This window comes from Tistrella bauzanensis (assembly GCF_014636235.1).
Lineage (GTDB): Bacteria > Pseudomonadota > Alphaproteobacteria > Tistrellales > Tistrellaceae > Tistrella > Tistrella bauzanensis.
This window is the reverse complement of record NZ_BMDZ01000006.1, coordinates 51,389-74,167: the sequence shown is the minus strand read 5'-3', so window position 1 is coordinate 74,167 and position 22,779 is coordinate 51,389. Positions and strand designations below refer to the sequence as shown.

The window sequence follows — 22,779 nt, the reverse complement described above, 5'->3', positions numbered from 1 at the left end:
GGTCAGTCGACCATCTGCTCGGCTTCCGACAGGTCGACCGAGACCAGCCGGCTGACCCCGCGTTCGATCATCGTCACGCCATACAGCCGGTCCATGCGCGCCATGGTCATCCGGTGATGGGTGACGACCAGAAACCGGGTGTGGCCGGCCGCGGCGATGTCCTCGACCAGCGACAGGAAGCGGTCGACATTGGCATCGTCGAGCGGTGCGTCGACCTCGTCGAGCACGCAGATCGGCGCCGGGTTCGACAGGAACACCGCGAACAGCAGCGCCAGCGCGGTCAGCGCCTGTTCGCCGCCCGACAGCAGGCTGAGCGATTGCAGCTTCTTGCCGGGGGGACTTGCCAGGATATCGAGCCCGGCATCCAGCGGGTCGTCGCGCTCGATCAACTCCAGCCGGGCGCGACCGCCACCATACAGCCGTTCGAACAGCCGGCCGAAGGCGCCATCGACCTCTTGAAACGCGGCCAGCAGCCGGGCGCGGCCGTCGCGGTTGATATCGGCGATACCGCGACGCAGCCGGTCGACCGCGCCCTGCACATCGTCGCGTTCGCCCTGGATCTGGTCGTGCTCGGTTCGCACGGCCGCATATTCCTCGGCGGCGCGCAGGTTCACGGCGCCCAGCGCCTCGCGCCGGCGGGTCAGATCGGTCACCCGGCGCAGCAGCACGGGCTCCTCGGCCGATGGCAGCACCGGGCTTGTGAAGCGCGGGCCGGCCGATGGTGGGGATGATGGCGATGCCGGCTCAGCCGCGGTATGGCCTGAGAGCGGCAGTTCGGGCTCGCCATCATCATCCTCGCCCGCGTCGTCGTCGGTGTCGCCCAGCAGCCGGCGTTCGGCGCGCACCGCGTCTTCCAGCGCATCCGGCCCCAGATTGAGCCGTTCGCGCAGATCGGCGACGAAGGCGTTCCAGGCCTCGCGCACCTGATCGGACTGGCCGGTGGCGCGGGTGCCGGCATCGCGGGCTTCGGCCAGACGGGCGGTGGCGGCCCGCTCGTCGGCGGCGGCCGTGGCACGGGCGGCCTCGGCCAGCCGCAGCTCTTCGCTCGCCCGGTCGAGCGCGGTTACGGCCGCGCGCAGTGCCGCATCGGCGGTGGCGCGGGCGGCTGCCAGGGCATCGGGCTGTCCGGCGATCGCCTGCTGGCGGGCATCCAGATCGGCGAGCCGCCGGTCCAGCGCCGCCAGCCGGTCGGACGCCGCCTGCCGGCGGGTGGTCGCCCGCACGCGATCGGCGGCCAGATCGTTGCCACGTCGGGCCAGCGATGCGGCCTCGGCTTCATGGCCGGCGATCCGGCGGGCAATCTCGTCACGCGCCGCACGGGCAGGGTTGAGGGCGGCTTCCGCCGCCTCCGCCGCCGCGCGGGTCTCGATGACGGTCCGGTCGCCCGCCAGCCGGTCGGCCAGATCGTCGTGGCGGCGCGCCGCCTCCTCGGACTCGACCCGGCTGGCGGCGGCCTGCGCCTCCAACTGGTCGCGGCGCCGGGTCAGGCCGCGCTGTTCGCCCTCGGCGCGCTCCAGCGCCGCGCGGACTTCATTGACCTGGCGGTCCAACTGGCGCAGGCGGCCATCGGCCCCGCGCAGGGCGGTATCGGCGGCACCACGCTGGCGGCGAGCCTCGGCCAGCGCCTGATCGGCGGCGGCAAGCCCCGCGCGTGCGGCCTGATCCTGCGCCTGGGCCTCGGCCTTTGCGGCGGTGGTGGCGGCAAGCCCGGCCGCCGGGTCGGCATCGGCCGCGATCGCCGATGCCGCGGCCGATGCCTCGGCCAGCGCGTCTTCGGCGGCAGACAGTTTTTCGGCGGCGAGGCCGGCACGGGCGGTGGTGTCTCGGACGACAGCGGCCGCGCGCGACGCGGCCTCTGCCGCCGTCGCGGTATGGCGCCGGGCCTCGGCGGCGGCCTGGCGGGCAGCCTCGCGCCGGCTGCCGGCGGCCTGATAGGCGGCGGCGGCCGTGGCGGTCGCGGCCGCTCTGGCATCGCGGTCGGTGGTGGCTTCGGCGATGTCGGTGGTGAGCGCGCGCCGCCGCGCCCGGCGACGCAGATCGGCGGCCCCCGATGTCTCGCCGGCGGCGCCGGCATCCGGACGCAGGCGATAGCCATCGGCGCGCCACAGTCCGCCATCGGTGGTGACCAGCGCCGCGCCGGCCGGAAGGGCCGGGGCAAGGGCTTCGGCGGCGTCGGCATCGGCCACCAGCCAGCACGCGGCCAGTGCCGGCATCAGCATCTCAGGGCCACGGACCAGGTCCGACAAGGGCCGGGCGCCGGCATTGGCGATGGCGGCGGGCATGGCCGGCGCGGGCGTTGCCTGATCGGCCCAGTGGCGCGGTGCCCCGGCTGTCAGACGGGCGGTGAGCCCATCACCCAATGCCACGGCCAGGGCGGCGGCAAGATCGTCGGCCACAGTCAGCGCGGCGCTTGCCGGTGGCCCGCCTGCGTCACCTGCGTCTTCGGCGCCGGCTTCTGCCGCGATCAGCCGGTCCAGTGCCCGGGCCTCGGCGGCGAGCGCCGCAAGTGCCGCCGTGGCATCGGCCTCGGCGGCGCGGGTGGCGCGCAGGGCGGTTTCGGCGGCAGTGAAGGCGACCTCGGCCTCGGCCTCGGCTGCGTCCGCCGCGCGCGCGGCTTGGGCGGCGGCATCGGCGCGGCGCCCGGCATCATCGGCTGCCGTGGCCAGTGCGGTCGGATCGGGCAGGCTGACGGTCGCGGCGCGGGCCTGATCGCGTCGGGCGGTGGCGTTGCGCAACCGGGTTTCCACCTCGATGGCGCGGCGGCGGGCGGCTTCGGCGGCGGCACCGGCTTCCTCGACCGCGCGATGGCGGGCGGCAAGCTGCTGGGCGGCTTCGGCGGCGGCGGTCACCGCCGGGTCGCGGGCGGCCTCGGCCTGGGACAGCGCCGTATCGGCCATATGCAGGGCGGCTTCGGCGGTGTCGCGGACGGCGGCGGCACGCGCTGCCTCGGCCTCTACCTGTCCCAGCCGGGCCTCGGCCTCGTCCAGACGCCGGCGGTCGGCCAGACGGCGGGTCACCTCGTCCAGCTCGCGGGCAGCGGTGCGCGCCACCTCGGCCAGCCGGTCGCGATCGCGCGCCAGGGCGGCCAGGTCGCGCGCGGCACCGGCGGCCCTGGCCTCGGCCTCGGCGCGGGCGCGGTTGGCATCGGTCAGGGCGGCTTCGGCAGCGGCCATGGCGGTTGCGGCCGCTGTCGCCGCTGTGGCGTCGTCGGCACGGACGGCAGCAATCGCCGTCGCCGCCTCGGCCAGCGCCGCCGCCTCGGCGGTCAGGCGGTCAAGCTCGGCCTCGGCGCCCGCAGCATCGGCGGTGGCGGTGGCGCGGTCGCCGTCCAGCGCCGTGCGGGCACGGGCCAGTTCCTCGGCCAGGGTGTCGATGCGCGCGGCTTCGGCCGCCAGCCGTGCCAGTTCGGCCTGGGCCAGATCGCGGCCGGCGCGCGGGGCCTCCAGCGCCAGACGCGCGGCCTCGGCAGCCCCGGAAGCGGCCTGGGCCACGGCGGTGGCGCGGGCGGCATCGGCGGTGGCGTTGCGCATGGCGGCATCGGCGCCGGCTTCGCGCTCGGCCGCGCGTGCCCGGCGTTCGACCAGGGCGATGCGCCGCGCCAGCATCAGTTCGGCCTGGGCAAGTCTCAGGCGTTGCGACAGCCGCCGATAGCGGCCGGCCTCGCGTGCCTGCTGGCGCAGTGCCGCAACCCGCAGCGCCAGGGCGGCGATGATGTCGTCCAGCCGGGTCAGATTGGTCTCGGCGGCGGTCAGGCGCTGTTCGGCCTCGCGCCGCCTTGCATGCAGGCCGCTGATCCCGGCCGCCTCCTCAAGGATCGCGCGGCGATCCGATGGTTTGGCGGAAATGATCTGGCCGATCTGGCCCTGACCGACGATGGCGGTGGAGCGCGCGCCGGTCGCGGCGTCGGCGAACAGGATCTGCACGTCGCGGGCGCGGGCCGGGCGGCCGTTCACCCGATACTGGGTGCCGTGGCCGCGTTCGATCCGCCGCCTGACCTCGATGGTCTCGGCCTCGGTCCACGGCATCGGCGCGCGACCATCGGCATTGTCGAGCACCAGGGTGACATCGGCCAGATTGCGCCGCGCCCGGCCCTCGGCGCCGGCGAAGATCACGTCGTCCATCTCGGCGCCGCGCAGATTGCGGGCCGATGCCTCGCCCATCGCCCAGCGCAGCGCTTCCGTCAGGTTCGATTTACCACAGCCATTGGGGCCGACCACGCCGGTCAGCCCCGGCGCGATCTCGACCTCGGTGGTGTCGGCAAAGGATTTGAACCCGCTCAGGATCAGGCGGACGAACTGCATCGGCGCGATCCGGTCTCGGGCGGCGGCCGCCGGGCGATGGCTGGTCTGACCTTACGGCAGCTTGGCGTCGATGACTTTGGCGAATTCATCGATCGGCAGATTGCCGGTCACCTTCTCGCCATTGACGATGAAGGTGGGGGTGCTGTCGATCTGGAAGACGCGCGAGCCTTCAAGCCGCTGGCTCAGGATCTTCTCCTCGATCGCGCCATCGGTCAGGCAGGACTGCATCCTGTCGTCGCTCAATCCGGCCAGACGGCCATAGCGCTTCAGGCCCTCGGTCGGATCCTGCATCGTGCCCCATTCCGCCTGGCTGCGGAACAGCACGTCGACGAAGCCGGCATAGCGTTCCGGCGCCACGCATTCGGCAAGCTTGGCCGCGACCAGCGCCGGCTCGTTCAGCGGAAAATGACGCAGCACGACCTTGACCTGGCCCTGATCGATATAGCGGGCCTTGATGTCCTGCAGCGTGGTGGCGTGGAAGGCCGCGCAATGCGGGCAGGTCAGCGAGGAATATTCAACGATCGTCACCGGCGCCGCCGGATCGCCGATCACATGGTCGCCGGGCTGGGCCTGAGCCAGTGCCGAGGCACCGGCCGTCGACTGGTTGGCGGCGGGCTGGCTGCTGCCGGCGGCCGGTTGGGCGGGCGTTGCTGCCGGCTCGTCCTTCAGGGCGAACTGCCATGCACCGAGGCCGACGACGGCGACAGCGGCGATACCGATCAGGCCATAGGTCAGATTGCGCACCGGACGACGAAGCTCCTGCTGAAACGCGATTTGGTTGGCTGGGGAGTGTAGTGCGGGATGCCGGCTCAGGCCAGTATCGATACGGTGACCTGGTGTCGCAGAGACGCTCCGGGCGTGGCCATTCCCACAGGGAGGCCGCATCGGCGTCATGTGCCTTTCAGCGCGTTGCGCGCCAGCACCGCACGGCCCAGCCGTTTCAGCCGGGCGGCGAGGTCGGGGTCTTCGGTGCCGTCGAACATGCGGTTCAACCGCATCTCTTCGGCGGCTGGCAGTGGTGCCGCCGGCGCGCGGCGGCGGCTGTGGCTTTCAGGGATCGGCCCCTGGCGGATGCGCAGCCGCGCCACGGCGCCATAGCCGAAATAGGCATTCACCCGTTCGATCAGCAGGTCGCCCAGCATCTGGATTTCCGTCGCGAAGGGGCCGGCGACCTTGACATAGAGCGTGCCGCCCGCGCGTTTCCCGGGCGGAAAGGTCAGCTCCAGCGGCATGGTCACCCGGTCCAGCGGCTGGCCGATGATCTGCGGCCAGTCGGTGACGATGCGGCCGGCCATGAAGCCGCGCCGCCTGAGATCGCGATCGAGCAGCCCGGGCACCAGATCGGCGATCCGGCGCTCGGCCCGGATACGCCTGGGCGCCTCGTCGGCGGGCTTCGGCGCCGGCCGGCGCTTCGCGGCGGGTGCGGGATCGGACATCGGGGCTCCGGTGGCGGCAGGTCGGGTGATGATGCGGCCAGTCTAGGCCGATGACGGCCTTCCGAACAGGGGGGTCAGGTGCGGCAGGCGGCGGCACGGGCCAGAAGATGGGCACGTTCACGCGCGTTACGGGTCAGCCCGGCGGCGTCCACGAAGTGCTCCCGTGCCTCGGCCTTGCGTCCGGCACGAAACAGCAGGTCGCCGATCACCGCCGGCAGCGGCGCATATCCGGCCAGCGCCGGCAGGGTGGCCAGCGTCATGGCGATCGCCAGCCCGGCCTCGGGGCCGTGGGCCATGCCATGGGCGACCGCGCGGTTCAACGCCACCACCGGCGACGGCATGGCCATCGCGAGGTCGTCGTAAAGCCCGACGATCCGCATCCAGTCTGTGGCGGCGAAATCCGGCGCGCGCGCATGGCAGGTGGCAAGCGCCGCCTGAAGGGTGTAAGGGCCGCGGGTCTCGGCCAGTCTCCAGGCCTGGGCCAGGGTATCCAGCCCCTGGCTGATCAGCAGCCGGTCCCAGCGCCGCCGGTCCTGCGCGTCGAGCGGCACGGCCGACCCGTCGGGGGCGATGCGGGCGGCAAGGCGCGATGCCTGAATGTCCATCAGCGCCTTCAGGCCCAGCACCTTGGGGTCGGCCGGCATGGCGGCGGCCAGAACCCGGCCCAGGCGCCGGGCCTCGGCACACAGCGCCGGCCGGGTCAGGTCGGGGCCGGCGGTCGCCGCATAGCCTTCGTTGAAGATCAGATAGATCACCTCAAGCACCGAGGCGAGCCGCGGGGCCAGCGCCGGCCCGCGCGGGATCTCCCAGGCAAGGCCGGCGTCGGCCAGGGTTTTCCGTGCCCGCACCAGGCGTTGCGCCATGGTCGCCTCCTTGACCAGAAAGGCGCGGGCGATCTCGTCGGTCGCAAGTCCGCCGATCAGGCGCAGGGTCAGCGCGGCGCGCGCCTCGCGGGTCAGCACCGGGTGGCAGGCGGTGAAGATCAGCCCCAGAACCTCGTCACCCAGATCATCGTCCATGGCCGCTTCCACGCGCGCGATCCGGCGCAGCCCGTCATGTTCGGGCACCTCCGGCACCGGGGTCTGCGCCAATTCGGCCAGCGTGCGGCCGCGCATCCGGTCGTGGCGGAGATGGTCGACGGCCCGGCGCCGGGCTGTCGCCATCAGCCAGGCGCCGGGATTGGCGGGGATGCCGGTCTCTGGCCAGGTCGCCAATGCCGCGACCAGCGCATCCTGGGCAAGATCCTCGGCCCGGGTCAGATCGCGCAGCATCCGGGCGAGCCCGCCGATCAGGCGGGCCCGCTCCATCCGGAATACGGTCTCGACCGTCCGGGCGACCGTGCCCGCCTGCTGGTCGATCTCAGCCAAGGCGGTCCCGGACCCGATCGTGGACCGCCGCCGCCTCAGGGGTCATGACGGCGTCGAAATCCGACAGCTCGTAAAGCGGTCGGATCTCGATCTCGCTGGGGCCGGGCATCGGGTTCGGGCAACGCTTCACCCATTCCACCGCCTCGGCCATGTCCTTCACCTCCCACAGCCAATAGCCGGCGACCAGTTCGCGGGTTTCCGCGAACGGGCCGTCGATCACGGTGCGGCTGGGACCATCGAAAGCCACGGGACAGCCTTTGGATGACGGCTTCAGCCCGTCGCCGGCCAGCATGATGCCGGCCTTCACGAGTTCCTCGTTGTACAGCCCCATGGCTTCAAGAAGGCCGTCGGGGGGCATGACGCCGGCTTCGCTGTCGGCCGTGGCCTTGACCAGAACCATCACACGCATCGTCGCATCTCCTGTCGGATGGGCACCCGAAGCGGGTGCGATAACCATACGACGAACGATGCCCCGCGTGATCGACAGGCCGGCGGTGGATGCCGAAAAAAGACTTGTCGCCCGAATCCGGAGCGCGCTCAGCCGCCCCAGGAACTGGCATCGGGCACCACCGCCGCGAAACGGTCGGCCAGCGCCGCCAGGGTCGCGCGGTGCAGCAGCTCGGCCGGCACCGGTTCGGCCTCGCCGCCGGCCGGTGGCAGGTCGCGGGTGGCGCAGCCCCGCGCCACCACGGTCGGGCTGAAGCCCAGATGCAGGGCGGCACGGGTGGTGGTGGACACGCACATATGGGTCATGAAACCGGCGAAGACCGGCTGGTCGCGACCGGCGGCGCGCAACCGCCCGGCCAGATCGGTGCCGGTGAAGGCATCGGGCAGGGCCTTCGGGATCACCGGCTCGTCACCGCGCGGGCCGGCTGCGGGGATGATCAGCGAGCCGCTGCCATCGGGGTCGAACAGGGCGCCGCCGGGCCGGCCCAGATGGCGGATGTGGAAAACCGGCACCGCCAACTGCCGCATGCGGTGGACCAGCCGGATGATCTCGTCCAGCGCCGCATCCACCCCCACCAGCGGCAGACGGCCATTGCGATATTCTTCCTGCACGTCGATCAGCACCAGGGCGGCGCGGCTGGCCTCCGCCGGGGCGAGGCTGGCGCCGGCATGGGCGAGAAGGGTGGTGGCAGGGCCGGTGACGGGCATGGGATCGGCTTTCCGTGCAGGTGCGGACTGGGGGGCAGGAGGGGTCTGGGGGGCAGGTGCGGGCTGGACAAGTCAGGCTAGGGCAATGCCATGATGCTGGCGGAAGATGACGGGGTCAGAACGGCCAGACCGGGCGGGGCGGTTCAGGCAGCGGATCGGGCAGGTTCAGTGCGCGATGCTCGCCCCGCGGCACCGCCCCATGGGCGGTCGTGGCGGCAGGATGGAACAGCCGGGCGACAAGGCGGAACAACAGGGGCCGTATGATGGACGGCCGGATCGGATGGGCGCGGGCAGGAAAGGCGAATGCCGGCGGGCCCGGCCGCGGCCGCAGGGCGGGGGCCAAGGGCGGGGAGGGGAGCATGGAACGTCTCCGGGGTTCGTGATACGGTCCAATCTACGCCGCGCCGGACGGGGGTGCGATCGAGGCTTTCTCGCCCATAGCCCTAACATGGCTGAGTCTCGCTCATCCATGGCCGCCGCCTCCGGCCATGCGTCCGTCCCATTGCCTCAGAGGGTGCGTTGAGCCAGCCACCGCTACGCCGTCGTCGTCTGCCGCCGCTTCTGGCGCTGCGCCATTTCGAGGCGGCGGCCCGCCTTGGCGGCTTCGCCCGCGCGGGCGAGGAACTGGGGGTCACGCCGGCGGCGGTCAGCCAGCAGGTCCGTCAGTTGGAAGACTGGCTGGGCCGGCCGATGTTCGCCCGCCATGCCCGCGGTGTGGAGGTGACGGAATATGGCCGCCGGCTGTTGCCGACGCTGACCGAGCAGTTCGACACGCTTGAAGCGACCCTGCGCCGGGTGCAGGAGGCCGATGCCGATGTCAGCCTGACGGTATCGACCCTGCCGAGCTTCGCCGGCCGCTGGCTGCTGCCGCGCATGGAACGGATGACGGCGGTGCTGGGCGGCCGCCAGGTCAGCCTTCTGGCATCTTCGACACTGGCCGATTTCACCCGCGACGGCGTCGATGTGGCGATCCGCTATGGCGGCGGGCGCTATGTCGGGCTTGCCGCGCATCATCTTCTGCCCGGGCAGATGGTTGTGGTCTGCGCGCCGGCCATGGCCGATCGGCTGCGCGCGCCGGCCGATCTGTGCGGCGTGACCCTGCTGCATGACGAAATCGAAACCGGCACCACGGTGGTCGAACCGGGCTGGACCGATTTTCTGCGCCGCTTCGGGCTGGGGGCGATCGATGGTGGGCGGGGGCCGCGTTTCGGCCTGACCTTCCTGCAACTGGATGCGGCGGCGGCCGGCATGGGGGCCGCCTTGGTGCCGCTGGGCCTGGCCATCGATGCGCTGGTGGCCGGCACACTGGTGCGACCCTTCGCCCAGGCGCTGGAGGTGCCCTATGATTACTGGCTGGTCTGCCCGGAAGACCGCGCCGGTGCGCGCGCGATCCGCGATTTCATCGCCTGGGCGCTGGACGAGGCCGGCCGCCAGATGGCGGCGCTGCCGCCGCCGGTCCATGGCTGACCGCTTGCCGATCGGGCCTGTGGCCGCTATCTGATGGCGCCTGCCCTGTTGCCTTGCCCGGATCGGAAACCCACCGCCCATGCCCCGAGGTCGCCCTGCCAAGCCGAAGCTCGCCATTGCCGTGCCGGCGATCGATCCCGATCGCCGCGACCGGCTGCGGCTGGCATTGCTCGACTGGTATGATCGTCACCGCCGGGTGCTGCCCTGGCGGGCGGAGCCGGGCAGGCCCGCCGACCCTTACGCCGTGTGGCTGTCGGAAATCATGTTGCAGCAGACCACGGTTGCGGCCGCCGGCCCCTATTTCCGTGCCTTTCTGGATCTGTGGCCGCGGGTGACCGATCTGGCGGCGGCAAGGCGCGAGGCGGTGCTGGCGCGCTGGGCGGGGCTTGGCTATTACGCCCGGGCCCGCAATCTGCATGCCTGCGCCGAGGTGGTGGCCGATCGCCATGGCGGCCGCTTTCCCGACACCGAGGCCGGCCTGCTGGACCTGCCGGGGATCGGCGCCTATACCGCCGCGGCGGTGGCATCGATCGCCTTCGACCGGCCGACCGTGCCGGTGGACGGCAATGTCGAGCGGGTCTGCGCGCGGCTGTTCGCGATCGCCACGCCTCTGCCCGATGCCAAGCCGGAATTGCGCGCGCGGGCGGCGCAGTTCGCCCATGACCACAGGCCCGGCGATTTCGCGCAGGCGATGATGGATCTGGGAGCGACGCTGTGCACGCCGCGCCGCCCCGCCTGCCATCGCTGCCCGTGGAGCGGCGATTGCGCGGCCGAGGCCGCCGGTATCGCCGACACCCTGCCGGCGCGGCTGCCCAAGGGCGACCGGCCCGTCCGCCATGCGGTGGCCTTCATCACCCTGCGTGCGGCCGATGGTGCCATGCGCATCCGCACCCGCCCCGATGCCGGCCTGCTGGGCGGCATGACCGAGGTACCGGGCACGCCATGGGAAGAAGGGGCGCCGTGGGATCAGGCCGCGGCGCTGGCACATGCACCGCTGTCCCCCCAGGGCTGGCGGCTGCTGCCGGGGGTGGTGGTGCATGTCTTCACCCATTTCCGGCTGGAGGCGCGGGTGATGCTGCGCCATCTGGACCGGGCGGAGGCCGCAGCGCTGGATGCAGCCGAGGCGGGCGAGACCGGTGATCCGCGCTGGTGTCCGCCCCAGGATCTTGGCCGGGCCGGGCTGCCCAGCGTGATGGCCAAGCTGGTCGAGCATGCCCGGATCGGCACCGGCCAGCCGGGGCTGCCGCTATAGCCGAACCGGATCCGGCTGCTGAATGCGGCAATCGGAACTCTTGATCCCGGGGGACGCCACCGCCAAGCTGACAGGGGCCAGCCATCCGCCACGCCATCCAGAGCAGATCCCGATCAGGTGGAACCACCTGATCGGGTGAAGATGCTCGATAAACGAATAGCTTAGAGCGATTTTCGTGAACCAGATGACGCGAAAATCGCTCTTAACCCAAGGACAGCCAGCCCATGCCCGTCACCCGCCAGACCGACCGCCTGGACAACCCCGTCACCACCGGCCTTGCCGGCACGCTCGACGGGGTGAATGCCTTTATCGGCGGGTTTCTGGGCTATCGCACCGAAGCCGTCGATCTGCTGCCCGCCGCCGATGCCGACCCGGATGCGGCGCTGGCACAGGCCTATGCCGCGGCCTTGCACATGTTCGCCGAAGCCCATGACGCCACCGCCAATGCCACCCCCTATCTGGCGCGGGCGGAAGCGGCGGCGAAGGGCGCGACCGAGCGTGAGCAGTTGACGGTGAAGGCGGTGGGGGCCTGGGTGCGTGGCGACATGCCGGCCGCGATCCGCCTGCATGAGGAAACCGTCGCCCGGTTCCCCCGCGATCTGGTGGCCGCCAAGCTTGGCCAGTATCACGCCTTCAATCTGGGCGACAGCCCGACCATGCTGCGGATCATCGACCGCGCGGCACCCCATGCCGACGAGGTGGCCGAACTGCACGGCATGCGGGCCTTCGCGCTGGAGCAATGCCATCTGATCGACGAGGCCGAGGCGGAGGCCCGGGCGGCGATCCGTCTGCGCCGCGATGAACCCTGGGCGCATCATGCCATCGCCCATGTCTGCCTCAGCCGTGGCCGCACCGATGACGGGCTGGCCTTCATGCGCGAGATGAGTGAGACCTGGGTGGGGCTGAATTCATTCATGTCCACCCATAACTGGTGGCATCTGTGCCTGTTTCTGCTCGACCGCGACCGCATCGACGATGTGTTCGACATCTTCGATGGCCGGGTCTGGGGGGTGTGGAAGGAGTATTCGCAGGATCAGGCCAACGCGGTCTCGCTGTTGATGCGCCTGGAACTGGCCGGGGTCGATGTCGGCGACCGCTGGGCGGATGTGGCGACCTATCTGGCCCCACGGACCGGCGATCATGTTCAGCCGTTCCTGGACCTGCATTATCTGTACGGGCTGGCGCGCGCCGGCCGCTGGGCCGAGGCCGGGGCATTGCAGGGCTCGCTGCACGCCCATGCCCATGCCGTGCCCGCCTTCCTGAAGACGGTATGGGGCGACGTGGCGGTGCCGGCAGCCGATGGCCTGCTGGCCCATGCCCGTGGCGACTGGGCGGATGCCGTGCGGGGACTGGGACGCGCCCTGCCGCGGATGACCGAAATCGGCGGCAGCCATGCTCAGCGCGACCTGTTCGAACAGGTCTATCTGGATGCGCTGATCCGCGCCGGGCGGCTGGTGCCGGCCCAGCAGATGCTGGAACTGCGCCGGGCGGCGACGCCCGATGTGCCGGCCAATCTGCGGGCCCTGGCGCGGGTCTATGGCCGGCTGGGGCTCGATACCCGCTCAGCGGCGCTGGACGCCCGGGCCGAGGCGCTCAGCCGGCGGTATCGCCACGGGTAAGTTCCGCCTTCAGGCTGGACAGGATCTCGTTCGACAGCTCAGGATCGGTGGCGGCCGCGGCGCGTGCCAGTGCCAGCCCCCCGACCAGGGCCGACATCATCAGCAGGGCCTTGCCGCGGTCCGGCGCCCGGCCGTCGCCGTCATTGCCGGCCAGAGACGGGAAGCGGCCGATCAGCGTGTCGGCGAAATGGTCTATGCCCTGGGCATATTCGGCCTGAACGCCCACATCCTGGCGGGGAATATCCGATGCGAAGGCGGCGATCGGGCAGCCGATATCGCGGCGGTCGCGATGGGTTTCAGACAGATAGCCATCGACATACTGCGCCAGATCGCCCTTGGCCAGACCGCGCCCGCCTGCCAGCCGGTCGACCATATCCTTGAACGCGACGCCGCAGGCTTCGGCCGCCAATGCATCCTTCGAGGCGAAATGGCCATAGAAGCCGCCATGGGTGAGGCCAGCGGCCTTCATGATTTCCGCCACCCCCACGCCATCGAAGCCGCGTTCGCGGAACAGCCGTGCCGCCGCCTTGACGATGGCCGCGCGGTTCGCGGCGGCCTGTTCGCGTGTCACCTTCACCTGTGGCCCCCATTGATGCATGCGCGTCCCGGCTGTCGCGCCAGGCCGGTCATGGAACGGCCGGCCTGGGGATGTCGGATCGGCGCTTGACTTCAATTATGATGTTCATCATCAATACTATAATCCGATGATCACCATCATCATAAATCGAACGACGTTTGCGGGCAACCAACGCCGATGCCGCGCTAGCCCGTCATCCCCCAGCCCGTCATCCCCCAGCCCGTCATCCCCCCGCCCGTCACCGCTCCCAGGCGGACCCGGCGGCAGATCAGGAGCCGCACACCCCATGTCCACCCCCCGCATCGCGGCCGCATTGGCCCGCCGCCAGGTCCACTACGGCTGGGTGGTGGCGGCCGTCACCTTCCTGACCATGCTGATCTCGGCCGGCGCCGTCGGCGCGCCCGGCGTGCTTCTGCTGCCGTTGCAGGCGGAATTCGGCTGGGAAACCGCCGATATCTCGCTGGCCATGGCAATCCGGCTGTTGCTGTTCGGGTTGATGGGGCCGTTCGCGGCGGCGCTGATCAACCGTTTCGGCGTGCGGCGGATGACCTTGACCTCGCTGTCGCTGGTCGCGGGCGGGTTGGCATTGTCGATGGCGATGACCCAGCTGTGGCAGTTGATCCTGCTATGGGGCGTGGTCGTCGGGATCGGCACCGGGCTGACCGCTCTGGTGCTGGGCGCCACGGTCGCCACCCGCTGGTTCACCCATCGCCGCGGGCTGGTCATCGGCCTGCTGACCGCAAGCTCGGCGACCGGCCAGTTGATCTTCATGCCCCTGCTTGCCTATATCGCCGAGGAAACCGGCTGGCGGACGGCATTGATGCTGCTGTGCGGGTTGATGGTGGTGGCGGCGCTGGCGGTGCTGGCTTTGATGCGCGACCGCCCGTCGGATCTGGGCCTGCCGGCCTATGGCGAGACCGAGGTGGCGCCGCCGGCGGCGGCGTCGGGCCGCTCGGTCGCCTTCGCCGCCATTGATGCCTTGCGTGACGCCGCTCGCACCCGGGTGTTCTGGGTGCTGTTCGGCACCTTCTTCATCTGCGGTGCCAGCACCAATGGCCTGATCCAGGTGCATCTGATCCCGCTCTGTGCGGATTTCGGCGTGCCGGCGGTGCGTGCGGCCGGGCTGCTGGCGCTGATCGGCGTGTTCGACTTCATCGGTACGGTCGGGTCGGGCTGGCTGTCGGACCGTTATGACAATCGCTGGCTGCTGTTCTGGTATTACGGCCTGCGCGGCATATCGCTGTTGTTCCTGCCGTTCTCGGATTTCACGCTCTATGGTCTGTCGCTGTTCGCGGTGTTCTATGGCCTGGACTGGATCGCGACCGTGCCGCCGACCATCAAGCTGACCGCAGACCGCTTCGGCCGTGAACGCGCGCCACTGGTCTTCGGCTGGATCTTCGCCGGCCACCAGATGGGGGCCGCCGCCGCCGCTTTCGGCGCCGGCCTGTCGCGCACCATGCTCGACAGCTATCTGCCGGCATTCTTCGTGGCCGGCGCGCTGTGTCTGGTGGCGGCGGTTGCGATCCGCACGCTGGGGCAGGGGCGCCCGGCGGCCGAGGCGGAGAAGGGATGATCCGGGTGTGATCCGCGGCGCCCGGGTGTGATCGGCGGGAGTGGTGCGGATCAGGCGCCCACCGCTCTTGGCCGGGTGCCGTCCATCGCCCACAGCCAGCCCAGGGCGCAGGCGGTGATGGCGACCGGCGGCAGTGCCGCCATGGTCAGCGTCGCCCAGTCGAAACGCTCGATCAACTGGCCCGAGAAGAAAGCCGACAGCGCCACCAGCCCGAAGACGATGAAGTCGTTCGCGGCTTGGCCGGGGCCACGTTCGGCCGGCAGCAGCGACAGCGATACCAGAGTAGTCGCACCCACGAACAGCGCCGACCAGCCCAGCCCGAGCAGGGTGAGGCTGATCCGGAAGTGCCAGAGACTGATGCCGGATGCGCCGACGCCAATGGCCATCGCCATCAGGATGCAGCCGCCGAACATCACTGGCATCAGGCCGAAACGCTCGATCAGCCGACCCACGATCAGCGCCGGGGCGAACATGCCGAGCACATGCCATTGAATGACCTGCGCAGTGTTGGCGAAATCCAGCCCGCAGGCGGCCATCGCCAGCGGCGTCGCGGTCATCAGCAGGTTCATGACCGTATAGGATGTGATGCCGGCCATGACCGCGATGACATAGCGCGGGCGCCGGAAGGCGGCGCCAAGGCCGCCGGACAGTGATTTGGGCGGGCCGGCGGGCCGGCGCATGTCCAGCGACAATGCCGCCACGAGCATCAGGGTCGCCGCCCCGGCGATCACCAGATAGGTGCCAAGGAATGGATAGGGCGCGATGGCATCGCGCGAGGCCCGTGCCAGCGTGGGCCCGACCAATGCCGCCATCAGCCCGCCTGAGATGACCAGTGCGATCGCCCGCGCCTCACGCCCGCGCGGTGCCGCCTCGCCGGCGGCATGGCGCAGAAACACGCTGAAGCCGTTCGACATGCCGACCAGAACCATGGCCGCGCACAACAGCAGGAAGCTGCCGATCGCGATCGATGCCGCCGCCACCAGCGCGCCGGCGATGCCGAAGCTGGCGCCGATCGCGAAACCGGTGCGCCGCCCGGCCCGCGCCATCAGCATTGATGCCGGAATGGTGGTGGCGGTGTTGGCGATGAAGGTCAGCGCGAAAGGCAGGGTGGCGAGGCTCTTGTCCTCGGCCAGCATATAGCCCGCAAGGCCCGAAACCGTGACCAGCAGCATGGTCATGACAGTGTAGAAGCCCTGGGAGAGCGACAGCAGGGCGATGGAACGCCGGCTGCCGCCCTGGGCCGCATCGGCGGGGGCGGTTGCAGTCATCGAGGGTGGGATACTCCAAAGCCGTTATCGCCAATGCGACCGTTATCGCCGGTGCGTCTGCTATCGCCAGTGCAACAGTTGTCACCAGTGCGGGCCCCTATCGTCCAAGCCCGACAGTTCCACTATCCTAAGGTGTCCAACCGCCGGCGTCCATACCACGTTCAGCAGGGCTTCCGGTGATCCGCCGTGCATGCCACTCTGTGACCCGTCCTTCAGCCCCGGCCCGCCTGTGATGGCGGCGCCACCGCCGAAAGCCGTCTGATGCCTGTTGCCGCCATCCCCCCGTTGATCATCGATTGCGATCCCGGCGTCGACGATGCCCATGCACTGTTCGCGGCCATCGGCGCCCGCCAGCGGCTGGGGCTGGAAGCGGTGACGGTGGTCGCGGGCAATGTCGGGCTGGGTTTCACCCGCGCCAATGCCTTGCGGATCCGCGATGCCACCGGGCTGGATGCGGCGGCGCTGCCGATCCATGCCGGCTGTCCGGCGCCCCTGACGGGCGGCACCACCGACGCTGCCGATATCCACGGGCAGGATGGCCTGGACGGCGCCGGGCTGCCGCCGTCACGCGGCGACGTGGAACCGGCGCATGCGGTGACGTTTCTGATCGAGCGGCTGCGCCGGGCGGCGGCCCAGGGCCGGCCGGTCAGGCTGGTGACCCTGGGGCCGCTGACCAATCTGGCGGCGGCGCTGATCCTGGCACCCGACATCGTCGACGGGTTGCTGGAGGTGCGGGCGATGGTCGGCAGCGCCGCGCGCGGCAACATCACGTCTGCGGCCGAATTCAATGCCTTTGTCGACCCTGAGGCGCTGGACCGGGTGGCGGCGGCGCTGGACGTGCCCGACGACGTGGCGCCGCGGCTGCATGTCTATGGCCTGACTCTCACCCACACGGTCTGCGCCGATGCGGCCGAAATCGCGCGCTATGCGGCACTCGGCACCGTGCCGGGCCGGGCGATCGCCGGCATGCTGGGCGCCTATCTGTCGCGTCATCGCACACCGCCGCTGCCGGGGATGGGTGGCGCCCCGGCCGATGCGGCACCCCTGCATGACCCGTGCGTGATCGGCCATCTTCTGGCGCCCGATGCCGTGGCTGGGGTGGACGGGCGGATGACGGTGGTGCTGCGCGGCCCCGCCCGGGGCCAGACCCTGGCGAGCTTCGGTGACGGCGCGCCGGCGGCGGGGCGGGCGCGGGACGTTCGGGTGCGCTGGATGGTGGATGGCGATGCTGCGGCACTGATGGCGGCATTGCGCGACGCTGTTGCGGATTGTGATCCGGTGTAATGCTGGCAGCGGTGGCATCTGCGACGACACCGGATCCGCAAATTCCGCAGAGTGTTAACGATCGCCTAAGCTTCAAGGGTTCAGCATAGGGATACCGGGTGTTGATCACGCGGGACGCGTGCCGTAAGAGCATCGCCGCGAACGGTCGGAACGGCCGCAATAAACCACAAGGGGAGGCAGGGCAGACATGACCGATCAGTCATTGGATGAGGTTGAGGCTGCGGAGACCCCGGTCGACCGGCCGCCGCGAAAGATCGGCCGGCTGGGTCGCATCGGTCTGGGGCCGAAGCTGTTCCTGGCCTTCGCGATCGTGGCGATCCTGGCGGTGATCGCAAGCGGTGTGGCCTGGATTTCCTATGATCGGGTCGAGAGTGGCTTTGAACGGGTGCAGGAACAAGGCGTGCGGCCGCTGACAGCGGCGCTGCGCATGGCACGGCAGGCCGAGGTGCTGGCGGCGCTGGCCCCCGCCGTGGCTGCCGCCGGGTCGGCGGAAGCGCTCGACGGTGAGCGTCAGGCGATCACAGCGGCCATCGGCGCGATGCGCGGCGATCTGGCCGCCCTGCAATCGGCAGGGCTGGATGGTGACCTGATCGGCATTGTCACCGAGGATTCCGACACGCTGATCACCCGGCTGAACGAATTGCTGGAGGCGGTGGAGCAGCGCTATACCCTGACCGAGCGCCGCGAGACCGTGACCCGTGACCTGGCCGGCGCCCGCGACACCTATCTGGCGGCGATTTCACCCGGTGCGCAACGCATTGCCCAGGACTTCCGCAACCGGTCGGAGGCGACCGCCGGCATGTTCGAACTGGGCACCCTGCAGGATGCGGTGCACGACCTGACCGCCCGCCATCTGCCGGCTTTGCAGTTGAGCATTCAGCTGCGCGGCGACATCGCGGCAGCCCAGGGCATCATCAATGAGACCGCCACCATCACCAATGCCCAGCATCTTGAGCGGCTGCGCCAGCGGTTGGCGGCCGCCGCCTATGCGCTGGACCGCGACACCAAGGCGCTCGACGACCGGATCGCCAAGGAGCGGCTGTTGGAGGCCGTGGCCCGCTATACCACTGCCGCGACGGCCGGCGACCCGACCAATGTGTTCGAGATGCGGGTGGCCGAGGTGACGGCGATCGAGCAGGTGGAGCAGCGGCTGGAAGCCGCGCGTGACGCCGGCGTGCTGCTGGCCGAAGACGTCGACGGCCTGGTGTTCCAGACCTCCGGCGCCATCGCCGAGGTGCGGGCTCGCACCGCCGAGGATCTGGAACAGAGCCGGACGGTGCTGCTGGCGCTGGCCATTGCCAGTGTCGCCGTGTCGCTGATCATCGCGCTGGGCTATGTCGGGCGGCGGGTGATCGGCCGGCTGAAGCGGCTGGAAGGCGCCATGCGGGCGGTGGCGGCGGGTGATCTGGACGCACCGCTGCCGAAGCCCGCCGGCGACGAGATCGGCCGGATGACCGATGCCCTACGCGTGTTCCGCGACACCACCGCCGAGGTCGAGGCAACCAAGCGCCGGGCTGCGGACGAGGAAGCCCGCCAGGCGGCTCTGCGCCGTTCCGACATGCTGGAACTGGCCGCGACCTTCGAGGCCGAGGTGAAGGGCGTGGTCGACCAGCTTGCCGAGGCGGTCGGTGCTCTGGGTGGCAGTGCGGTCGAGCTGTCAGCGGCGGCCGCCCGCGGCAATGAACGCGCCCAGACGGTGGCTGCGGCCAGCGAGCAGGCCGAACGCAATGCCGAGACGGTGTCGGACGCGACCAGCCAGCTATCGGGCGCCGTGGCCGAGATCGCAACCCAGGTGCAGGAGGCATCGACCATCGCACGCGGTGCGGTGTCGCAGGTCGAGCGCACCGATGCGACGGTCGAGGAACTGGGCAAGGCCAGCGAGGAGATCAGCGAGGTGGTGCGGCTGATCGGCGAGATCGCCGGCCAGACCAATCTGCTGGCCCTGAATGCCACCATCGAGGCGGCCCGTGCCGGTGAGGCCGGCAAGGGCTTCGCGGTCGTGGCGGGCGAGGTGAAGACGCTGGCGGCCGAAACCGCCAAGGCGACCGGCCGGATCAGTCAGCGGGTGGAGGCGATCCAGAGCCGCACCGGCGAGGCGGTGGCGGCCATCCGGGCGGTGCGCGACACCATCCTGCGGCTGAATGAAATCGCCGGCGCGATCGCGGCGGCGGTCGAGGAGCAGGGCAGCGCCACCCAGGAGATCGCCCGCAGCGTGTCGGAACTCACCGCCGGCTCCCGCGAGGTGTCGGGCTCGATCGCCGACGTCGCCGATGCCAGCCGCCAGACGGCGGAAGGTGCCCAGCAGGTGCGCCACGCGGCCGACGCGCTGGGCGCCGCATCCGGCAATCTGGACAACTCGATGGGGGGGTTCCTCAACAGACTCCGGCGTGCATAGCGATCGCATTTCGCAGTAATAGCGCCCACGATACGTTGAGTGTGACAGGACTCATTCGCGGCAATTGTATCTTGTTTGAAGCCGGGGCCAGCCCAGTTCTTTAGACATAGACGGGCTGGGCAGGCCCTGCTGCAAATGAGGACAGAGACATGAGACATTCAGGCGCCGATACCACTGTGGCCAGGCGGCAGGATACCAAGATCGTTCATCTGGGCGCCCACCGCCGGCAACAGGCCTTGCGGGTACTGGTCGAGAATACCCGCAAGGCTGGCGCCGGCATGGCCCCGGCACCTGATCGCGATGATGATGGCGGGGCGCAGGCTGCCACCGCCGCTGCTGGCGGGCAGGTGGTGGCTTTCGATCGCCGCAGCCGCGCGACCGAGCGGCTGGCACGGGCCATGGCGTCGATCAACGCCGCCGGCGTCGAGCTTGCGACGGCGCGAGGCAATCTGGCCGATCAGTCCCGCCGGCTGGATGACCAGCGCCACCGGCTGTCGACCCATTCCGATCGGCTGACCGGCATCGTCGACGACCTGAACCAGCGTGCGGCGCGCCTGCGCCAGATCGAGGCGGCGGCCGGAGAGGTGATGGCGCGTGCCGAGGCCCTGCCCGGACCAGAGGTCGATCACCAGCCGCGCTGACCGCTGCCGCTCCGGTCAGAACCAGAGCCGGATGCCGGTCACGACGGCGAGGTCGTCGTCATCCTCGCCATCCTCCCGGGCCAGACGCGCGGTCTGCCCCATCATCCGTCGCCAGTTGACGCCTATATAAGGTCCGATCTTGCGGGTGAGGTCATAGCGGAGCCGCAGCGCCAGTTCCAGATCGTTCACCCCCGATCCGACGCCCCGTTCCGGCACGTCCTGAAGGGCGACGTTCAGCTCGGCCGTCGGCTGGAGCACCAGCCGGCGGGTGACGGACAGATCGTAACCGGCGTTGAGCCGGGCCGAGACCTCGCCGTCATGGCTGACAAAGGCCGAGGCGCCGACCTCGAACCACTGCGGCGCCAGACCCTGTATGCCCAGCACGGCGAAGCTCCGTGCCGGAGCGCCATCATCGCCAGCCGGTTCCGGGTCATAGCGCAGCCCCGCCTGAAGATCGTAGAAGGCATCCAGCCTGCGGCTGTAAAGCAGCTGGATTTCGGCCTCGGCCAGCCGGCCGCGGTCGGTGGTCTCGCCCTCGGATTTCAACCATGCGCGATGGTCGTCGGTGCCGATCCAGCCCTGGATGTCCCAGTTCAGGCTGTCGGCGCCGTCGCGCGACCGCCGTTCCAGTTGTTCCGCCTGTAAAAAGGTGAAGATCTGGCCGGCTTCGGCGGCCTCTGCCGGCGGGGCTGCCAGGATCGGCAGCAGGGTCATCGCGGTAATCAGGCCCTGGCGTCTTGCGTGCACTGTCATGGCCGGGCCCTCACGTGGTCTGATCGTCGACGATGAAGCGGGTCATCATGCCGGCGGCCATGTGATAGAGCAGATGGCAGTGGAAGGGCCATTCGCCCGGCTCGCTGGCCGTCAGCACGACCGACATGGTCCTGCCCGGCGGCACCAGCACCACATGCTTGCGCGGCATGCGCCGCCCCTGTCCGTTCTCCAGCGCCACGAACATGCCGTGGAGGTGCATGGGATGCGCCATCATGGTGGTGTTGACATAGGTGATCCGGATGCGGTCGCCCTGCCGGACCCGGATCGGCTGATCCTTGCCGAAAGGCCGGCCGTTCAGGCTCCACATATAGCGGTCCATGATGCCGGTCAGTTGAACCTCGATCACATGATCGGGCGCGCGATCATCGCCATTGACCGTCGCGGACACCAGATCGGCATAGTCGAGCGCCTTGTCGCCGGGGGGCGTGGATGCATCCGCCCAGCCCAGCGGACGGCCAAGATCGGTGGTATCCGCCATCGCCATGGTCGCGTGATCCATCCCGGCCATGCCGTCACCGGTCATCGCCATTCGGGAATGGTCCATGCCGTCCATGCCCATTCCCATGTCGGCCATGGTCAGAAGGGTGCGCGGGCGCGGTTCGGGAAGTGGGCCGGACATGCCGGGACGCGGTGCCAGCGTGGCGCGGGCATGGCCTGTGCGATCGATCGGTTCGGCGAGGATCGTATAGGCCCGGTCCTCGCGCGGCAGAACCACGACATCATAGGTCTCGCCCACGCCGAAGCGGAACTCGTCGACCCTGACCGGCTGAACGGTCTGGCCGTCGGCCGCGAACACCGTCATCGGCAGGCCCGGGATCCGGACATCGAAGATGCTCATCGCCGAGGCATTGATGATCCGCAGGCGCACCCGCTCTCCGGGTGTGAACAGCCCGGTCCAGTTGTCCTCCGGTCCGCGACCATTGACCAGAAACCGATAGCCGGAGACATCGGCCAGATCGGTCGGGTCCATCCGCATGGCCCCCCAGTCGAGGCGGTCGGACAGGGCGGCGTTGAAGCCGCTGTCGCGGGCGTCGCGGACGAAATCCATCAGCGTCCGCTGGGCCTGGTTGTAATAGCCCGCATCCCCCTTCAGGTTGGACATCACCCGCATCGGGTCTTCGGCCGTGTGGTCCGACAGCACCACCACGTAATCACGATCGGCCCGCACCGGCTCGGGCCCCGCCGGGTCGATCACGATGGCGCCATACATGCCGGCCTGTTCCTGAAGCGCCGAATGGCTGTGATACCAGTAGGTGCCCGACTGGCGCAGCCGGAAGCGATAGGTATAGGTCTCTCCCGGTTGAATGGCGACATAGCCGTTGAAGCCGGGCGCGCCATCCATGACGCCGGCGATCAGCAGCCCGTGCCAATGGATCGATGTCGGCTCGTCCAGCCGGTTGGTGGCATGAACCACCACCTCCTCGCCTTCCCGCCAGCGCATGGTGGGGGCGGGAACCGTTCCGCCCATCATGATGGCCTTGCTGCTGACCCCGTCGATGATGATGCGATCGGCGGTGATCGCCAGTTCATAGATGCCGGCCGCCGAGGCGAAGCTCCGCCGGCCGGTGTGGATGGTGACAAGGCTGGCCATGCCTGCGATGCCGCCAAGCTTCAATGCCGAGCGCCGGGACAGGCCGGCGGCGGTCGTGAACCGTGTCATCCTGACCTCC

The 22,779-nt window shown here is 70.2% G+C and carries 18 protein-coding genes; 7 read left to right on the top strand and 11 right to left on the bottom strand.

Annotated elements, in window-relative coordinates:
* Positions 1-2: 2 nt before the first annotated feature.
* From IEW15_RS04480 to IEW15_RS04450, 7 genes are all read right to left on the bottom strand, one after another.
* Positions 3-4,301 (bottom strand): chromosome segregation SMC family protein, encoded by a 4,299-nt coding sequence (locus IEW15_RS04480; RefSeq protein WP_188575341.1) that lies wholly within the window; start codon positions 4,299-4,301, stop codon positions 3-5.
* Between the two features lie 51 nt (positions 4,302-4,352).
* Positions 4,353-5,045 (bottom strand): DsbA family protein, encoded by a 693-nt coding sequence (locus tag IEW15_RS04475; protein ID WP_188575339.1) that lies wholly within the window; start codon positions 5,043-5,045, stop codon positions 4,353-4,355.
* A 146-nt stretch (positions 5,046-5,191) separates the two neighbouring features.
* Positions 5,192-5,737: a DUF721 domain-containing protein gene (locus IEW15_RS04470; RefSeq protein ID WP_188575337.1), complete on the bottom strand. Its 546-nt coding sequence runs from the start codon at positions 5,735-5,737 to the stop codon at positions 5,192-5,194.
* A gap of 74 nt (positions 5,738-5,811) precedes the next feature.
* Positions 5,812-7,044, bottom strand: a complete 1,233-nt coding sequence (locus IEW15_RS04465; protein ID WP_188575430.1) for an RNA polymerase sigma factor — start codon at positions 7,042-7,044, stop codon at positions 5,812-5,814.
* A gap of 52 nt (positions 7,045-7,096) precedes the next feature.
* Entirely contained in the window at positions 7,097-7,513 is a 417-nt protein-coding gene (locus IEW15_RS04460; RefSeq protein WP_188575335.1) for a YciI family protein, read from the bottom strand.
* Between the two features lie 128 nt (positions 7,514-7,641).
* Positions 7,642-8,259 (bottom strand): cysteine hydrolase family protein, encoded by a 618-nt coding sequence (locus tag IEW15_RS04455; RefSeq protein ID WP_188575332.1) that lies wholly within the window; start codon positions 8,257-8,259, stop codon positions 7,642-7,644.
* A gap of 115 nt (positions 8,260-8,374) precedes the next feature.
* On the bottom strand, positions 8,375-8,620 hold the full coding sequence (locus tag IEW15_RS04450) for a hypothetical protein (RefSeq protein ID WP_188575330.1): 246 nt from the start codon (positions 8,618-8,620) through the stop codon (positions 8,375-8,377).
* 158 nt (positions 8,621-8,778) lie between these two features.
* Between IEW15_RS04450 and IEW15_RS04445 the strand changes: the two genes are divergently transcribed.
* The 3 genes from IEW15_RS04445 to IEW15_RS04435 all read left to right on the top strand — a co-directional run bounded on the left by IEW15_RS04445 (position 8,779) and on the right by IEW15_RS04435 (position 12,597).
* Complete coding sequence (locus tag IEW15_RS04445) at positions 8,779-9,726, top strand: LysR substrate-binding domain-containing protein (RefSeq protein ID WP_188575328.1); 948 nt, start codon at positions 8,779-8,781, stop codon at positions 9,724-9,726.
* A 79-nt stretch (positions 9,727-9,805) separates the two neighbouring features.
* Entirely contained in the window at positions 9,806-10,978 is a 1,173-nt protein-coding gene (locus IEW15_RS04440; RefSeq protein WP_188575326.1) for an A/G-specific adenine glycosylase, read from the top strand.
* 224 nt (positions 10,979-11,202) lie between these two features.
* Complete coding sequence (locus tag IEW15_RS04435; protein ID WP_188575324.1) at positions 11,203-12,597, top strand: tetratricopeptide repeat protein; 1,395 nt, start codon at positions 11,203-11,205, stop codon at positions 12,595-12,597.
* Here IEW15_RS04435 and IEW15_RS04430 read toward each other — a convergent pair.
* Positions 12,572-13,174 (bottom strand): TetR/AcrR family transcriptional regulator, encoded by a 603-nt coding sequence (locus IEW15_RS04430; RefSeq protein WP_188575322.1) that lies wholly within the window; start codon positions 13,172-13,174, stop codon positions 12,572-12,574. The genes IEW15_RS04435 and IEW15_RS04430 overlap by 26 nt on opposite strands.
* Positions 13,175-13,460: 286 nt before the next feature.
* Here IEW15_RS04430 and IEW15_RS04425 point away from each other — a divergent pair, with 286 nt between their 5' ends.
* Positions 13,461-14,747, top strand: coding sequence for an MFS transporter (locus IEW15_RS04425; RefSeq protein ID WP_188575320.1), 1,287 nt, complete (start codon positions 13,461-13,463; stop codon positions 14,745-14,747).
* Positions 14,748-14,797: 50 nt separating this feature from the next.
* Here the strand turns inward: IEW15_RS04425 and IEW15_RS04420 are convergent, their stop codons facing one another.
* Complete coding sequence (locus IEW15_RS04420) at positions 14,798-16,015, bottom strand: MFS transporter (protein ID WP_188575318.1); 1,218 nt, start codon at positions 16,013-16,015, stop codon at positions 14,798-14,800.
* A gap of 261 nt (positions 16,016-16,276) precedes the next feature.
* On the opposite strand from IEW15_RS04420, the gene IEW15_RS04415 reads away from it, so the two are divergent.
* The 3 genes from IEW15_RS04415 (at position 16,277) to IEW15_RS04405 (ending at position 20,335) form a co-directional block, all read left to right on the top strand.
* On the top strand, positions 16,277-17,299 hold the full coding sequence (locus tag IEW15_RS04415; RefSeq protein ID WP_188575316.1) for a nucleoside hydrolase: 1,023 nt from the start codon (positions 16,277-16,279) through the stop codon (positions 17,297-17,299).
* A gap of 187 nt (positions 17,300-17,486) precedes the next feature.
* Positions 17,487-19,694: a methyl-accepting chemotaxis protein gene (locus IEW15_RS04410; RefSeq protein ID WP_188575313.1), complete on the top strand. Its 2,208-nt coding sequence runs from the start codon at positions 17,487-17,489 to the stop codon at positions 19,692-19,694.
* A 149-nt stretch (positions 19,695-19,843) separates the two neighbouring features.
* Positions 19,844-20,335, top strand: coding sequence for a hypothetical protein (locus IEW15_RS04405; protein WP_188575311.1), 492 nt, complete (start codon positions 19,844-19,846; stop codon positions 20,333-20,335).
* A 15-nt stretch (positions 20,336-20,350) separates the two neighbouring features.
* Here IEW15_RS04405 and IEW15_RS04400 read toward each other — a convergent pair whose 3' ends face one another.
* Together IEW15_RS04400 and IEW15_RS04395 are read right to left on the bottom strand one after the other, a co-directional pair.
* Positions 20,351-21,088 carry a copper resistance protein B gene (locus IEW15_RS04400; RefSeq protein WP_188575310.1) on the bottom strand — a complete coding sequence of 246 codons (738 nt, stop codon included), beginning with the start codon at positions 21,086-21,088 and terminating at the stop codon, positions 20,351-20,353.
* A 10-nt stretch (positions 21,089-21,098) separates the two neighbouring features.
* Positions 21,099-22,769: a copper resistance system multicopper oxidase gene (locus IEW15_RS04395; protein WP_188575308.1), complete on the bottom strand. Its 1,671-nt coding sequence runs from the start codon at positions 22,767-22,769 to the stop codon at positions 21,099-21,101.
* Positions 22,770-22,779: the final 10 nt, after the last annotated feature.